Raw genomic sequence first — 14,886 nt, 5'->3', positions numbered from 1 at the left:
CATGACTACGCAAACCAATGTCTTACCTCCCACACCGGAGAACGCCGCCGGTCCTGCACTGAGGCCGGGCGTCGCACCGCTGACCGGCACCGGCGCGACCATCAAGCAGGTCACCGCGCTGCTGGTCATGCTGGTGCCGCTGGCCGGCTTCGCGGTGGCGCTGCAGCGCGCGCTGGAAGGGCGCATGTCGACCACCGATGTGGTGCTGTTCGGCGTCTTCTATTTCCTCCACATGGGGGGCATCACGATGGGCTTCCATCGCTACCTGGCGCACAAGACATTCAATACTTCGTCTTTCTTCGAGGGCTTGCTGCTGATCTGCGGTTCGATGGCGGCGCAAGGGCCGATCATGTTCTGGGTCACCACCCATCGCCGTCATCACACCTACAGCGACCAGCACGGCGATCCGCATTCGCCCAACCTGCACGGTCCGGGACTGCTGGGGCGACTGCGCGGCATCTGGTATGCGCATATGCCGTGGATGCTGGCCAAGGACGTGTCGGGCTGGAATTTCTTTGCGCCGGACATCCTCGCCAATCGCAAGCTGTTCTTTTACCACCGCACCTACGGCCTGTGGATCGTGCTCGGCCTGGTCTTGCCGGCTGTCATCGGTGGCGCGGTCGGCGGTACGTGGGATGCGGCTTTCAGCGGTTTCCTGTTCGGCGGGCTGGCGCGGATTTTCCTGGCCAACCAGGCAGCCTGGTGCGTCGGCTCGGTGTGTCACATGATCGGTGGCAAGCCGTTCAAGACAGACGACAACAGCGCCAACAACTGGACCGTCGCCATCCTCACTTTTGGTGAAGGCTTGCAGAACAACCACCATGCGTTCCCAGGTTCATACCGCCACGGCGTGAAGTGGTGGGAGCCGGACCTGAGCGGCTGGCTACTGGCCGGCTTCGGCAAGATCGGCGTGGTCTGGAACCTGCGCTCGCCCGACGAAAAGGCAGTCGCCAAGATGCGCGCCCGCTGAGCCTCACAAGATTCAAGCACACACCTAGTTCACATTCATCCCAGGAGAAACCATGTATCAAGAAAACAAATCGGGCGGCCTGTTCGGCTTCTTCCGCAAAGGCGGAGAGGAAGTTGAAAGCAATGTCCCGTTAAGCGAAGAAGTGATTCGCCAGTGGCTGGTCAAGCGGCTCGCCAAGCAAGTCAAGGTCGACCCGAGCGCCATCGACACTGCCAAGAAGTTCGAGCTGTACGGCCTCGATTCGATCGTCGCGGTGCGGGTTTCCGGCGACCTGGAAAAACTGGTCGAGCAGCGCCTGTCGCCGGCGCTGCTGTTCGAACACCCAAGCATCGACGAGCTGAGCGCTCACCTGGCCGCGGAACTCGGGCTCAACGCAATTGCATAATCTGGGAGAAATCAATGCCGTCCGCAAATAGTTATCCTTCATCGCCGGGACCCGAGTTCGAGGCGTTCCTGGACAAGAGCAAGACGCTGGAAGGCGCTCGTCTGGCTGAAGCGATTCCCAAATCGTATTTCGAACCGCAGGCATGGCGCGGCCTGGCAGGCTTCTTCATCAGCTATGCGCTGTATATCGGCGCCATCGTCGGCGTCGCCTATGCGCCGCACTGGGGCTTCTACATCCCCCTGTTCATCGTCGCCGGGCTGGGCGGCTGGGGCTTGCATTGCATCGCACACGACTGCGGGCACAACTCGTTCTCGCGCAACAAGAAGCTCAACATCGTCATCGGCCACCTGTCGCTGCTGCCGCTGCTGTATCCGTTCTATTCATGGAAGCACGTGCATAACCTGCATCACTTCCACACCAACAACCTTGAGCTCGATACCGACTGGCGGCCGATTCCGCGCGACATGTACAAGCGCATGACGTTCGCGCAACGCTTCGTCTACATGGGCACCAGGACCTGGCTGTTCTGGGCCGGCACCATCAATTACTGGATCGTGTCGGGCTTCCGGCCAGGATTTTTCCCCAAGAAGGATATGCGCACCGACGTCAAGCGTTCGATCGCCTTCGTGGTTCTGGCTTCGATAGTCTATTTTTCGGCGCTGATCTACTTTACCGGCATCGCCGGCTTCTTCCTGCTATTCTTTGCGCCATGGATTGCCATCCATACCTGGTTCAGCGTCACCACGCTGATGCACCACACTTCGGCCGACATCCCGTTCCTGACCTCGGAACACTGGACGCCGAACGCCAGCCGCATGCTGGTGACCACCGACTACCGCTATCCGAAATGGCTGCTTTTCCTGACCCACAACATCTCTATCCATACCGCCCACCATGTGGCGCCGGTGGTGCCGTTCTATAACCTGCAGAAAGCGCAGATCGCGCTGAAGCAGGCTTATCCGGGGATGATCAGGGAAAAAGATTTCAGCTTCGGAGACCTGCTGTGGGTCATCAGGAACTGCCATTTCTACGATCTCGATTCCGGCTATTACAAGGATTCGGCGAAACAGCGTGCCGTGGTTAACGGCAGCGCCAATTCGGTCGCCAATACCTGATCCACCATCAACCCGTGCCGGGCCAACCACAGGACCTGACGCTATGACCAACATCACTTCATCCTCGCCGCCGCTGTCGCAACAGCCGGCGGCCACGCCGGCCCTCAGCATCGGCGCCGGCCTGGCAAAAGCCGGCTACCAGCTGGGCGGCATGCTGGTGCCTGGCCTGGCCGGACGCATTGCAGCGGATGCCTTCGGCCGCTCGCGCTCGAAAGGCGGCCGCACCTTGTTCCGCACGCCGCTCGGTGCACAAACCTTCGACATTGCCGGCAACGAAGACGTGCGCCACGGCTATCTCTGGAAAAATCACGGCCCTACCGTGCTGCTGGTGCACGGCTGGGGTTCGGACAGCAGCAGCATGATCGGCTTCGTCAAGCCGCTGCTGGCGCTCGGTTTCCAGGTGGCGTCGTTCGATGCGCCGGCGCACGGCGAGTCGGCCGGCAACAAGACCACCATGACGCGTTTTGTCAAAGCGGTCGGCGCCGCCATCAAGTCGCTGGACAATGTGCAGGTCATCGTCGGCCATTCGCTCGGTTCGATTGCCTCCGTGGCAGCGATCGCCCATGCCGACGCACGGCACGCAGAAGCCGTCAAGCGCCTGGTGCTGATAGCTGCCCCGGTATCTCTTTCCACCGTGCTGGAGCGCTGGTCGAGCAACCGGCACCAGCAGCTGCCGCCGGCCGTGATCGGCAAGATCTACGACCGCCTGCACGTGCAGAACGGCGTCCCGGTCAGCCACTGGGATATCAGCGTGCTTGGCGCGGCCATGGATGTGCCGGTGCTGGTGGTGCACGACGAGCATGATCCGGTGGTGCCGCTTAGCGAGGCGCAAAGGCTGATGCGCAGCCTGAAAAACGTGCGCCTGGAACAGACCTCCGGCCTTGGCCACAGCCGGATACTGTCTTCCAACCCGGTCAAGGAACTGATCACCCGCTTCATCAGCGGCTCCCAACCGACCCAAACTAGTCTGGAACCTAGCAATGACTGAAACAGAAACCGAATTCAAGACACTGATGTGCCTGGTATGTGGCTGGATCTACTCGGAAAAGGACGGCGCGCCTAGCGAAGGCCTGGCGCCGGGCACCCGCTGGGACGATATTCCCGACACCTGGACCTGTCCTGAGTGCGGCGTCAAGAAAGAGGATTTCACCATGGTGGAATTCTAAGCTGTTACAGCAATAGAGTTGCCGCAATCGCCTGCAAACCTATCGATGTCGACAGGGTGTTGAAAACCGGCGGTAGCAAGATTTCCTGGCGGCCCGGGCCGGAGGCCGTCGCTGAAACTACTGGAAAGGGAGGCCTTATGTTTATTCAAAATGCATGGTATGTCGCGGCGCTGGCGTCCGACATCAAGGCCGAACTGTTCCCGAGGATGATCTTGAACAAGCACGTCGTGATGTACCGTACCTCCGACGGCAAGCTGGCGGCGCTGGAAGATCGCTGCTCGCACCGGCACGTGCCGCTATCCAAGGGCTGTCTGATCGACGACCAGATCCAGTGTGCCTACCACGGCATCCGCTTCAATGCGGGCGGCACCTGCGTCCACATACCCAGCCAGAAAATCATCCCCCAGCGCGCCAACGTCAAGTCTTTTCCCTTGGTGGAAAAATACGGCTTTGCATGGATCTGGACAGGCGACCGTGACCTGTGCGATGAAGCACTGATCCCGGATCATTCCGTATGCACTTCGCCGCGCCACGCCGGCGAGATGTTCTACGCCCACGCCAATACCGATTACCGTCTCGGCATCGACAATTTCCTCGACCCCTCGCACGTGTCCTACGTGCATTTGAGCACAGTGATGTCGCAAGCGGTCACCGAAGCCTCGCCGGAAATCATGGTGACGCCGGGCGAAGTGCGCGTACGGCGCGTCCTGCGCATGGAGAAGAGTTCTCCGCTGCTCAAGAAAATGATGAACCTTGACCATATCGACCGTATCCAGGATGCGGTCTTCTTCCCGGTCGGGAACACTAGGATAGACACTACCGCGCATCCGCCGGGCCAGCCGGAAGGCATGAACATGCGCATCTCCACGCTGGGTATCTTTACTCCGGAAACCGAGACCACCTGCCATCTCTGGGCCGGCCTCTACCGTGACTTCGGCATCGACAGCCAGCAACTGTCGGACGCCATCGCCAAGGAACTGCGCACCACCATCGCGGAAGATGTGTATATCTGCCAGCAAGCGCAGGCAAACTGGGACAACGACGCCGTGTTCATCCATCTGGCGGTGGATCAGGCGTCGATCGCCGCGCGCCAGATCCTCGACGTGCTGCTGCAAAAGGAAACACAGGCGTATCCGCCCCTGGTGAAATCGGCGTAACAAATCGACGTAGCAAATCGGCACAACAAATCGGCGTAACATTGCCTGTCCACGCAACAGAACGACGTAGCAAACCAAAAATATCAACTGGAGACCGTCATCGTGAGCATCCCTGTCGAAAAATTAGCACCTACGCCCGAATCCGTCGCCAAGGCGTTCCTCACGCCAAGGACCGATGAGCGCACCCCCGCCATAGTCGGCTTCGAAGGTGCGAACCGGGTGGAAACCAACGGCCCGACCGGCAAGCTGGTGTCCTGGCAGGCTGGCCGGGGCCCGACGGTATTGCTGGTCCATGGCTGGGAAGGCCGCTCCGGGGACATGGCGCCGTTTATCCCGCCGCTGCTTGCATCCGGCTACCGCGTGGTGCTGGTCGATCTGCCGGCGCATGGCGAATCGGAAGGGACGAGTTCCTCGATCCCTGCCTGCGCCGCCGCGCTGCTGAAATTCCAGGAACTGACCGGTCCGGTCTATGCCGTGATCGCCCATTCGGTCGGCTGCGCCCTTACCGTGGAAGCAGTGCGGCACGGTCTGCAGGTCGAGCGCCTGGTCCTGATCGCACCGCCGGCGCGCTACTTCGACTACGCCGTCGGCTTCGGTGTCCAGGCCGGCCTCGACCGGGGCCAGGTCGCGGCCATGATCGCCCTGCTGCAGGAGCAGGGCGTCGATGTCGCCGATGTCGATACGCCGAAAGCCGCCGCCAGCCTCAGGCAGCCGGTGCTGATCCTGCATTCGAACGATGACCGCGTGGTGCCGGTGTCGCTCGGCCTCGAAATCGCCAGCGCCTGGCAAGGCGCCCGGCTGCTGCGCTTCGACGGTCTTGGCCATCGCCGGATCCTGCAGGCGCCCGCAGTCATCGAAGCCGCGTGCTCTTTCCTGACGACCCATACTGAGGTTGGCCGAGGACAGGCGGAATAGGGCTAAATAGGGTTATGCAGTCTCAGCATTACGCCGGATCATCTCGACAGCAGCAGATGGTTGCGATACTGCTTGGGCGACATGTTGAACCAGCGCTTGCACGCCCGGAACAGCGCGCTCTGGTCGGTAAAGCCGAGCAGGAAAACCGCCTCCGAGATCGGCAGCTGATGTTGTCCCAGGTACTGTTGCGCCAGGCTGTACCGCGTGTGTTCCACCAGCTCCTGGAAACTGGTCCCTTCGTCCTGCAAGCGTCTTTGCAAGGTGCGTTCGCTGATGCATAGCGCACTGGCGATATCGGCCCTCAAGGGCTCGCCGTCGGGCAGCCGGTGCATGATCAGATTCTGCGTCTTGGTACGGATCAGATGCTGGTCCAGCCGGCCGAGGCGTTCGCTGGCGTAGCGGTCATGCAGGCTTGCCAGAGAGAGGTTGGATGATGGCAGGGGAGTCGACATATCTGTCTTTGAAAGTAATATCCGGTAGACTGCCGCGCCGAAACGCAACGGGCAACGAAACGCCTGGTCGTACGGCGCCCGGTCGACCGGTTCCGGATGGGTGAATTCAACCACCAGCGGCCGGATGTCTTGCTTGGTGACCCAGCGGCAGAAGGTAACCAGCGTAATCAGGTTGAAATCGAAGCGCTGGCGCGGCACGTTTTTTTGCATGTCGCCGTTGATGGCCAGCTTGAACCAGTAACCGTCTTCCGCTTCAGTGAGCTCGATGGCGGCGGCGTCGGTCACCAGGCGCAGGTAGCAGATCAGGCGTTGCAGGCTGGAGTACAGGTTTTCGCTGGACATCATGGCGTAGCCGACCACGTCGAAGATGGCAGGCGTGGTCACCTCCGGAGCCGACAGGCCGATCGCCGGGTTATTCGAACGTGCAGCGGCGATTTTCCACAGGGCGCAGAGTTTTTCCGTTGCATAGCTGGCGTGAGGATCATTCAGGATGCCGATATCCATGCCGGCTTCGACGAATAGCGCAGGAACATCCAGGCCGACAGCCTTGAACATTTCCGCCACGCCCTTGACCCAGGTGGTGGAGCAGGTCAAGGCAATTACCTGGCGATGGCTGGGGTTCATTTTTCTCCTTTCTAAGCGTCTGTTCGAAAGCTGTTGTGATCGTTTGCCAGCGTGGGAATCGGAGATGTCTGGGGCCTTTGCCGGGATGTGAACGTAGCGGAAGCAGCTTATGCAGCGTATGCGCCCCGATCATGGACGGCAGGTGGAACCGGTCCTGCGGGAGAACGGCGCTTGCACGGCTCCGACCTTCTGTCGGTGAGCAGGCGCATTGCGGCATGAGTCATTTTCTTGCTCCCAGTGTTAATACGTCAGCGTCAGCAAATCGCGCCAGGCCGTGTAGCGGCCTGGACGGCAGTTGTCCTGTCCATGTTTGATCCGGTATCGGCTGAGCTAGCCAGATATCCCGCCGGCCGGGGTGGTATCGAATGCCGTTCAAGTAGCGCTAAACAGAGCCGCTTGTAGTCTGCTACAAAAAATATTGCTGTAACGCAGCATATGAGGAGGGTTGCATGAAATCAACTGGCATTATTGACAGGCTGGCCGGCTTTATTTGCGAAACTGAATCAGCGCTCTACGGGCTTTGCAAGTGATAGCGTTAAGCGCGCCGATGAAGACAAGATGTCTTCCTGCAAAAATTTTACAATATCAAATTGCTCTCGGTTAGCCAGGCAAAATCTCACCTTCCTCGGCGGTAATCCCGATTTCTACGTGACTTTAAGGTACCGTAAAGTACTAAAGAAGGTGATCCCGGAAGCAGGCGAAATCAACAAGTTACCAACGGATGTGCCGTACGTATTGGGATCATTTGCCCAAGAAAATGAGATTTTCTGTTTACCTCGTTATTGTAGAGATTTCCTTTGACTTGAAGCTAATTTCCGGCAACGGTTGTTGATTTACTGAGATGGACCCGTGAAAACGAGTAATAAAGTCTGTCGACTCCTTTGTTGACGTCAGCTTTCCTGAGTCAAAGCAGCTCAGCGTTTGTCTGTTGATTTGCGCGCGGAATTGATCCGTTCTTGGACTGCCACCCGGCTGGACCAAGGTGGATTGAAAATTTAAGCCGTTTGCAAAGCTTCTTGTGCCTCGAATTGGTTGAGTGATTGATAACCAAGCGCGCTAAATATTCAAGATTTTTACGTCAGCCAGTGGTGGCAATCGCCCTGCGCTATCTTTATTAGCCAGAAATCGCTGGATGCATCGCATCGCCCCGCATACGTGCAAATCCAAGATCAAATGATCCCAATTTGACCAAATGGTCAAATTTGGTGCAATAAAAGAGGCTATCTAGCTGAAAACAAAGGCTATTTGGTTGGCACCGATTTTGCGTATGACAAATCGTCAGGTTGTTTCGACGACCATTGTCGATCTACTTTCAGTGGATTTATTTTTAGAAAGGGCTGTAATGAACGTTGGCATATTCATACCCATCGGGAACAACGGCTGGTTGATTTCCAGTAGCGCGCCGCAGTACATGCCGAGCTTCGAGCTGAACAAGAAAATTGTACAAAAAGCGGAGCACTACGGCTTCGACTTCGCGCTATCGATGATCAAGCTGCGCGGCTTCGGCGGTAAAACCGAGTTCTGGGATCACAATCTGGAGTCGTTTACGCTGATGGCGGGCCTGGCCGCTGTGACCTCGCGCATCAAACTGTTTGCGACTGCCGCAACGCTCGTGATGCCGCCGGCGATCGTCGCGCGCATGACCTCGACCATCGATTCAATTTCTGGCGGCCGCTTCGGCGTCAATCTCGTGACAGGCTGGCAGCGTCCGGAATATTCGCAAATGGGAATGTGGCCCGGCGATGAATATTTCGGCAAGCGCTATGCGTATCTGTCCGAATACGTACAAGTGCTGCGCGATCTGTGGGGCAGCGGGAAAAGCGATTTCAAGGGCGAGCACTTCAAGATGGAAGATTGCCGTGTCAGTCCGAAGCCACAAGCGAAGATCGAAGTCATATGCGCCGGCCAGAGCGAATCCGGATTGGCGTTCTCTTCCAAATATGCAGACTACAATTTTTGCTTCGGCCGCGGTGTCAACACGCCGGCCGCGTTTGCGCCGGCCGCCGAAAATCTGGCCAAGGCGAATGCGATTAGCGGGCGCGACGTTTCCTTGTATGTGCTGCTGATGGTGATTGCCGCAGATACCGACGAGCAAGCGATGGCCAAATGGGAGAGCTACAAGGCGGGCGCCGACCAGGAGGCGTTGGCCTGGCTCTCCGAACAGGGTGCGGTCGACACCAAATCCGGGGCCGATACGAATGTGCGGCAAATGACCAATCCAACCTCCGCAGTCAATTTGAACATGGGCACTCTGGTCGGCTCTTACGCATCGGTCGCCAGGATGCTGGATGAAGTGGCAGCGGTCCCTGGTACCGGCGGTGTGCTGCTGACCTTCGACGATTTCCTGGGCGGTATCGAAAATTTCGGTCAGCACGTCCAACCGCTGATGAAGAGCCGCAGCAAACTTAAGCTGGATATGGAGGCGATATGATGCCCGGACAAACTACTGCGTTGCTGGACGAAGTAATACAGAACGATGCAATCCGCGCCGCTACCGGCGGCAGCGGCGCCGAATATCTGCTGGCGGCACGCCCGGAACCTATCGCGCTGCACGCGGACAATACAGCCCTGATCGTGGTCGACATGCAAAATGCCTATGCCAGCAAGGACGGCTATCTCGATCTGGCCGGCTTCGACGTGTCGGGCGCCGCCGCTGCGCTGGAACGCATACAGGTGGCGATCGCGGCTGCCCGTAGCGCGGGCATTCCGGTGGTGTTTTTCCAGAACGGATGGGATCGCGACTATGTCGAAGCGGGCGGCGCCGGTTCGCCGAACTGGCACAAGTCGAACGCCTTGAAGACCATGCGCAAGCGGCCGGAATTGATGGGTATGCTGCTGGCGAAAGGCAGCTGGGATTACGACCTGGTCGACGCATTGCAGCCGCAGCCGGGCGATATCGTGCTGCCGAAACCGCGCTACAGCGGTTTTTACAACACCAACCTGGACAGCATGCTGCGCACGCGCGGCATCCGTAATCTGGTGTTCACCGGCATCGCCACCAATGTCTGCGTCGAATCGACATTGCGGGATGGTTTTTTTCTCGAGTATTTCGGGATCGTACTGGCCGATGCGACGCATCAAGCCGGTCCCGAATATGTGCAACAAGCTTCGCTGTACAACATTGCCACCTTTTTCGGATGGGTTTCCAGCGTCGACGAATTTTGCAATAGCATCGCCGCCGCAAAATCCAAGTAACGTTCCCTCAACTCGGAACTCGTTTCCACTTACGAAATAAACAGGAGATTTTCATGCCCAAACAAGTCATCATTCCGGCCGGCACAGCTACGCCGCTGGCGCCTTACGTTCCCGGTACGCTGGCCGACGGTGTGGTCTATGTGTCAGGCACACTGCCGTTAGATAAAGAGAATAATGTCGTCCACGTCGGCGACGCCGGCGCGCAGACCGGGCATGTACTCGACATCATCAAGAGCGTGATCGAAACCGCCGGCGGCAGCATGAGCGATGTCACGTTCAATCAGATTTTCATCCGCGACTGGGCGGACTATGCCGCAATCAATGCGGTGTACGCAGAATATTTTCCCGGCGATAAACCAGCCCGTTTTTGTATTCAATGCGGGCTGGTCAAGCCGGATGCACTGATTGAAATAGCGACCACAGCTCACATCGGAAAGCAGTGAACCGTCCGCTTCCCTGGTTCTCTCTTTGACTGTACAGAAAGCATCTATGCACTACGAAGTTCTAGGGCGGCGGGAAGCCGGCGTCCCTACGGTGCTGCTATCGTCCGGCCTCGGTGGCCTGGGCAGTTTTTGGCGTCCGCAACTGGCTGCCCTGGTTGCCCGGTTCCGGGTAATCGTCTACGACCAGCGCGGCACCGGCAAGAGCGTTGCCGAACTGCCGTCCGATTATTCCATTGCGGCGATGGCCGACGATGTGCTGGAGATTGCCGATCGAGTCGGCATTGCGCAAATGCATTTCATCGGTCATGCGCTGGGCGGCCTGGTCGGCATGCAAGTGGCTCTGCAATCCCCGCAATTGATACGGCGGATGATCGTCATCAATGGCTGGGCTCGCGCCGACAGTCACACCGCACGTTGCTTTGCAGTGCGCAAGGACCTGTTGCGCGACAGCGGCGTCGCCGCCTATGTCCGGGCGCAACCGATTTTCCTGTATCCGGCGCCGTGGTTATCAGCCAATGCGCAATCCATCACCGATGAAGAACAGCACGCGATTGCGCATTTTCCGGGTACAGCCAACACTCTGGCGCGGATCGGCGCTTTGCTGAAATTCGACCTCAGCGAGCGGCTGGCGACGATGCAAGTGCCGACGTTGGTGATCGCGGCTCGCGATGACGTATTGGTTCCGTATACCTGTTCCGAACAATTGGCCGTATTGCTGCCAGCCTCCCGCCTGCAATTGCTCGATAGCGGTGGACATGGCTTCACGGTTACCGACGCTGCCGGCTTCAATCGTGCGGCGATTGATTTTCTTCAAGATTGAGGGACGCTTTGATGTTGAAGGTTAACACCGATTTGCCGATCAAGCAAAATTATCGCGATGCGATGGCCCGTCTGGGCGCCGCAGTCAATATCATCACCACCGACGGTCCGGCCGGCCGCGCCGGCTTTACCGCTTCGGCTGTCTGTAGTGTCACCGACTCACCGCCCATGCTGCTGGTTTGCTTGAATTGCGCATCATCGGTGCATCCGGCTTTCAGCCAGAACCAAGTGTTGTGCGTCAATACGCTAGCGTCCGGACAAGAGGAATTGTCGCGCCGCTTCGGCGGCAAGACACCGATGGAAGAGCGTTTCGCCGGTCATCAATGGTCGGTGCTCGACACCGGCGCCCCGGTATTGGATGGCGCGATTGTCGCATTCGATTGCCGCATACAGCGTGTTGTCAATGTCGGCACGCACGACGTCTTGTTTTGTGAAGCGGTGGCGGTTGCGCGCAACGATGGCGAGCATCACGGCTTGATTTATTTCGATCGCCGATATCACCAGCTGAGCGCGTATTAGGCGCGCGCCTTGCCGACACATGCTTTGGCTGGAACGCATCTCCCAAACCCAATGTACCCCGGCCCTGGCGACGATTCGGTGCGGACGCACGCTTTAGGTACACGGGCTGCACCCGGATAACGAATCCGGGACGGGTGTCGAGTTTGCCGGCAGCGCTTGCATTCGGAAAAAATGTACCCGGGACGGCATGCCGCGACACTCTCGCTCTCAGTGACCGGCATGGACAAAATCCGTTGTTTGTTTTACCAAATGGTAAGCATTGGCATGCGACTTGCATTGAATAGTCGCGGAGAAGCCTGGCTATGCGAATTATCGAATAGCTGCTTGTCTTACTGCGTGCGGTTGTAGTGCGGCTGTGAGCAAACGAGTCTTGGATCCTTGACTTGTTTTTGGCGGCGCAGCCGATGCTTTTGTCGTTTGCACGAACGCTTGCACATTCGAATGTCGTGTCGGTCAGGGTGCAGCGGAAGTTTGTTGGCACAGATGGTTTGCAGTAAAACGCAGTTCCCAGGAGGGGCTCTCGACAAGCAGCACGTCATCAGATTGTCGACCTTGGGGCAGCGTATTCAGTGTTGATGTCAGTGAATCAATAACCGGGGAGAGAGTAATGCGCAACAAAATGAACAAACTGGTCGTGCAAAGATCCAAGCTGTCTGTGATGTCCTGGACGGTGGCGGCCGCATTTCCCATGAGTGCAGCGCTGGCGCAATCGGCGCCTGGCGGCGAAATTGCCGCCGCCGATAAATTGGAAGCGGTAACCGTTACCGCTCAGCGACGTTCCGAAAACCTGAAAGACGTACCGCTCTCGATTTCAGCAATCAAGGGCGACATGCTGGACAGTTATACCGCAAGCGGCCAGGACATCCGTTTCCTGGCCGGCCGCGTGCCCAGCCTGAACGTGGAATCCGATTTCGGCCGCTCTTTTCCGCGCTTTTATATCCGCGGTCTGGGCAATACCGATTTCGACCTGAATGCATCGCAACCGGTGGGCGTGATCTATGACGACGTGGTGCAGGAGAGTCCCATGCTGAAAGGCTTTCCTGTGTTCGACGTGGATCAGATAGAAGTTTTACGCGGCCCGCAAGGCACGTTGTTCGGTCGTAATTCGCCGGCGGGCGTGATCAAATTCGATTCGGCCAAACCAACCCGCCAATTTGAAGGCTATACCAGCCTTGGTTACGGCAATTACGGCGCCACCAACCTGGAGGCAGCGATCAACGTGCCGCTCGGCGACGACTGGGCCATGCGTTTTTCCGGCCTGAGTCAAAGCCGCGACAACCGAGTGGATAATCCGCGCAGCACCGGCACCAAGAGTTTAGAGGGCTATCATGATAATGCGGCGCGCCTGCAACTGCTATACAAGAATAGCGGTTTCAGCGCACTGCTTAACGCACATGGCCGCGACATGGCCGGTAATGCGACCTTGTTCCGTGCCAACATTATTCAGAAAGGCACCAACAACCTGGTACCTGGTTTCGATTACGGATCATATCCAACTGATGGCATCAACACCCAGACACTGACCAGTTCGGGCCTTAGCATGCGCTTGCGTTGGGACCTGGACGGAATTACGTTGCACTCGATCAGCGCCTACGACAAGGCCAAATTCTATAGCCGCGCTGATGTCGATGGTGGCTATGGCGCGTCATTTGCGCCGCCTATGGGGCCGGGTTTTATTCCGTTTCCTTCCGAAACCGCCGACGGCATGCCTAGCCTGAAACAGCTCACCCAGGAATTCCGCGTCGAATCCAATACCAAGGATCCTCTACAATGGATAGGTGGCCTCTACTATTTCAAGGAAGATATTCAGGTCGACAGCTTCGACTACAATTCGTTAGCCGGCAATGTGCAGGATGGCTACGCCAACCAGCACCAACATGCCAAATCCTGGGCGACCTTCGGTTCGCTCAACTACGCCGTCAACGACCGTTTGAAACTGCGCGCCGGCGTGCGCTATACCGACGACAAGAAGGACTTTGACGCGCAGCGCTTCGTGACCCCGGGCGGCGGCGTCGGTACCCCTCAGCTTACTGCGCATCCTAGCTCTACCAATGTAAGCTGGGACGTCGGCGCCAACTACGCGCTGGACCGGGCTACCAGTGTCTATGGCCGTGTCGCGACCGGTTATCGGGCGCCGAGTATCCAGGGCCGCGTACTGTTTGGCGACAGTATCTCGGTCGCCAATCCCGAGAAGAACCTGTCGTTTGAGGCCGGTATCAAGAAAGACCTGCTGGATGGAACCGCGCGTATCAGTGCGACGGTATTTCACTATCAGGTGAAAGATCTGCAATTGACCGCGGGCAGCGGCAGCGTCAATCAGAACAAACTGGTTAATGCCGACAAAGCCACCGGCCAGGGATTTGAACTGGAAATGCAAGCCAACCTGGACCACCACTGGAAAGCTACGGTGGGTACCAGTTACAACCGGACCGAGATCAAAGACGCCAACCTGTTTGTATCCCCTTGCGGTAACGGCTGTACGGTAACCAATCCGGCCGGCCCTGTAGCCGGCACCGTGCTGATCAATGGAAATCCCTTGCCGCGCGCGCCAAAATGGGTGGGTAACTTCACGCTGAAGTACACCACTGCGTTAGCCAGCGGCGAACTCTATGCGTTCACAGACTGGGCCTATAAGGATAGCTACAACATGTTCCTGTACGAAGCCAAGGAGTACACTGCCAAGCCTTTGCTGGAAGGTGGTCTGCGTGTCGGCTACAGATGGGACGGCGGCAAATATGAAATCGCAGCCTACGGTCGCAATATCACTAACAGGCAGCAAGTCATTGCGGCGATCGACTTCAACAACCTGACAGGTATCGTTAATGAGCCGCGCTCTTACGGCGTACAGTTCAAAGCTAATTTTTGATGCAGTAAGCCGACTGTGGTGAGGCGAGCGGGGAACGGGGCCACCTCCGTTACCCTCTCACGTCACCAGATGGAGGGGCCGGAAGATACATGCCAATCGTCACTGGCTGTCATCGGGAGAAAACTGCAAACGGCTTGTGCCCGCATCGCTATCCGCGATCCGTTGGAAAGAGCAGATGATTTGCATTGAGGCCTGCGATTCTCTGAGTACCAGATGATCGATATAGGCATCGCAATGATACTTGCCGGGGCCGCTGTGAT

Annotated in this window: 14 protein-coding genes; 13 read left to right on the top strand and 1 reads right to left on the bottom strand. The window is 57.9% G+C overall.

Annotation, left to right across the window (positions count from 1 at the left end; genetic code table 11):
• Position 1 precedes the first annotated feature (1 nt).
• The 7 genes from ABI171_RS04700 to ABI171_RS04670 all read left to right on the top strand — a co-directional run bounded on the left by ABI171_RS04700 (position 2) and on the right by ABI171_RS04670 (position 5,708).
• Positions 2-970: an acyl-CoA desaturase gene (locus ABI171_RS04700; protein WP_348091444.1), complete on the top strand. Its 969-nt coding sequence runs from the start codon at positions 2-4 to the stop codon at positions 968-970.
• 52 nt (positions 971-1,022) lie between these two features.
• Positions 1,023-1,355 (top strand): acyl carrier protein, encoded by a 333-nt coding sequence (locus ABI171_RS04695; protein ID WP_348091443.1) that lies wholly within the window; start codon positions 1,023-1,025, stop codon positions 1,353-1,355.
• Positions 1,356-1,369: 14 nt separating this feature from the next.
• The gene (locus ABI171_RS04690) at positions 1,370-2,470 is read left to right on the top strand and encodes a fatty acid desaturase (protein WP_348091442.1); all 1,101 of its coding nucleotides are present in this window, start codon (positions 1,370-1,372) and stop codon (positions 2,468-2,470) included.
• A 43-nt stretch (positions 2,471-2,513) separates the two neighbouring features.
• Complete coding sequence (locus tag ABI171_RS04685) at positions 2,514-3,458, top strand: alpha/beta hydrolase (RefSeq protein ID WP_348091441.1); 945 nt, start codon at positions 2,514-2,516, stop codon at positions 3,456-3,458.
• Positions 3,451-3,636, top strand: coding sequence for a rubredoxin (locus ABI171_RS04680; protein WP_120233877.1), 186 nt, complete (start codon positions 3,451-3,453; stop codon positions 3,634-3,636). Before ABI171_RS04685 ends, ABI171_RS04680 begins: the two co-directional genes overlap by 8 nt.
• A 137-nt stretch (positions 3,637-3,773) precedes the next feature.
• A complete protein-coding gene (locus tag ABI171_RS04675; protein ID WP_348091440.1) occupies positions 3,774-4,793 on the top strand; it encodes an aromatic ring-hydroxylating dioxygenase subunit alpha in 1,020 nt (339 codons plus the stop codon).
• 102 nt (positions 4,794-4,895) lie between these two features.
• Complete coding sequence (locus ABI171_RS04670) at positions 4,896-5,708, top strand: alpha/beta hydrolase (protein ID WP_348091439.1); 813 nt, start codon at positions 4,896-4,898, stop codon at positions 5,706-5,708.
• A gap of 38 nt (positions 5,709-5,746) precedes the next feature.
• Here ABI171_RS04670 and ABI171_RS04665 read toward each other — a convergent pair whose 3' ends face one another.
• Entirely contained in the window at positions 5,747-6,784 is a 1,038-nt protein-coding gene (locus ABI171_RS04665) for an AraC family transcriptional regulator (RefSeq protein ID WP_348091438.1), read from the bottom strand.
• A 1,342-nt stretch (positions 6,785-8,126) separates the two neighbouring features.
• Between ABI171_RS04665 and rutA the strand changes: the two genes are divergently transcribed.
• The 6 genes from rutA to ABI171_RS04635 all read left to right on the top strand — a co-directional run bounded on the left by rutA (position 8,127) and on the right by ABI171_RS04635 (position 14,626).
• Positions 8,127-9,215, top strand: a complete 1,089-nt coding sequence (rutA, locus tag ABI171_RS04660) for a pyrimidine utilization protein A (RefSeq protein WP_348091437.1) — start codon at positions 8,127-8,129, stop codon at positions 9,213-9,215.
• Positions 9,212-9,979: a pyrimidine utilization protein B gene (gene rutB / locus ABI171_RS04655; protein ID WP_348091436.1), complete on the top strand. Its 768-nt coding sequence runs from the start codon at positions 9,212-9,214 to the stop codon at positions 9,977-9,979. The genes rutA and rutB overlap by 4 nt, the downstream gene beginning before the upstream one ends.
• Positions 9,980-10,032: 53 nt before the next feature.
• Positions 10,033-10,422, top strand: a complete 390-nt coding sequence (rutC, locus tag ABI171_RS04650) for a pyrimidine utilization protein C (protein ID WP_348091435.1) — start codon at positions 10,033-10,035, stop codon at positions 10,420-10,422.
• A 46-nt stretch (positions 10,423-10,468) separates the two neighbouring features.
• A complete protein-coding gene (gene rutD / locus ABI171_RS04645; protein WP_348091434.1) occupies positions 10,469-11,242 on the top strand; it encodes a pyrimidine utilization protein D in 774 nt (257 codons plus the stop codon).
• 11 nt (positions 11,243-11,253) lie between these two features.
• Complete coding sequence (gene rutF / locus ABI171_RS04640) at positions 11,254-11,760, top strand: NADH-dependent FMN reductase RutF (RefSeq protein ID WP_348091433.1); 507 nt, start codon at positions 11,254-11,256, stop codon at positions 11,758-11,760.
• Positions 11,761-12,367: 607 nt separating this feature from the next.
• Complete coding sequence (locus ABI171_RS04635) at positions 12,368-14,626, top strand: TonB-dependent receptor (protein ID WP_348091432.1); 2,259 nt, start codon at positions 12,368-12,370, stop codon at positions 14,624-14,626.
• Positions 14,627-14,886 lie beyond the last annotated feature (260 nt).

Origin of the sequence: Collimonas sp. (genome assembly GCF_039923675.1) — a bacterium.
Classification (GTDB): domain Bacteria; phylum Pseudomonadota; class Gammaproteobacteria; order Burkholderiales; family Burkholderiaceae_D; genus Collimonas.
Note: the sequence above shows the minus strand (reverse complement) of the source record. Positions and strands in the feature narration are given on the sequence as shown.

Excerpts from the sequence above, each read along its gene's own strand:
- ABI171_RS04700 (WP_348091444.1), top strand. The coding sequence starts at position 2 with ATGACTACGCAAACCAATGTCTTACCTCCCACACCGGAGAACGCCGCC.
- ABI171_RS04695 (WP_348091443.1), top strand. The coding sequence starts at position 1,023 with ATGTATCAAGAAAACAAATCGGGCGGCCTGTTCGGCTTCTTCCGCAAA.
- ABI171_RS04690 (WP_348091442.1), top strand. The coding sequence starts at position 1,370 with ATGCCGTCCGCAAATAGTTATCCTTCATCGCCGGGACCCGAGTTCGAG.
- ABI171_RS04685 (WP_348091441.1), top strand. The coding sequence starts at position 2,514 with ATGACCAACATCACTTCATCCTCGCCGCCGCTGTCGCAACAGCCGGCG.
- ABI171_RS04680 (WP_120233877.1), top strand. The coding sequence starts at position 3,451 with ATGACTGAAACAGAAACCGAATTCAAGACACTGATGTGCCTGGTATGT.
- ABI171_RS04675 (WP_348091440.1), top strand. The coding sequence starts at position 3,774 with ATGTTTATTCAAAATGCATGGTATGTCGCGGCGCTGGCGTCCGACATC.
- ABI171_RS04665 (WP_348091438.1), bottom strand. The coding sequence starts at position 6,784 with ATGAACCCCAGCCATCGCCAGGTAATTGCCTTGACCTGCTCCACCACC.
- rutA (WP_348091437.1), top strand. The coding sequence starts at position 8,127 with ATGAACGTTGGCATATTCATACCCATCGGGAACAACGGCTGGTTGATT.
- rutB (WP_348091436.1), top strand. The coding sequence starts at position 9,212 with ATGATGCCCGGACAAACTACTGCGTTGCTGGACGAAGTAATACAGAAC.
- rutC (WP_348091435.1), top strand. The coding sequence starts at position 10,033 with ATGCCCAAACAAGTCATCATTCCGGCCGGCACAGCTACGCCGCTGGCG.
- rutD (WP_348091434.1), top strand. The coding sequence starts at position 10,469 with ATGCACTACGAAGTTCTAGGGCGGCGGGAAGCCGGCGTCCCTACGGTG.
- rutF (WP_348091433.1), top strand. The coding sequence starts at position 11,254 with ATGTTGAAGGTTAACACCGATTTGCCGATCAAGCAAAATTATCGCGAT.
- ABI171_RS04635 (WP_348091432.1), top strand. The coding sequence starts at position 12,368 with ATGCGCAACAAAATGAACAAACTGGTCGTGCAAAGATCCAAGCTGTCT.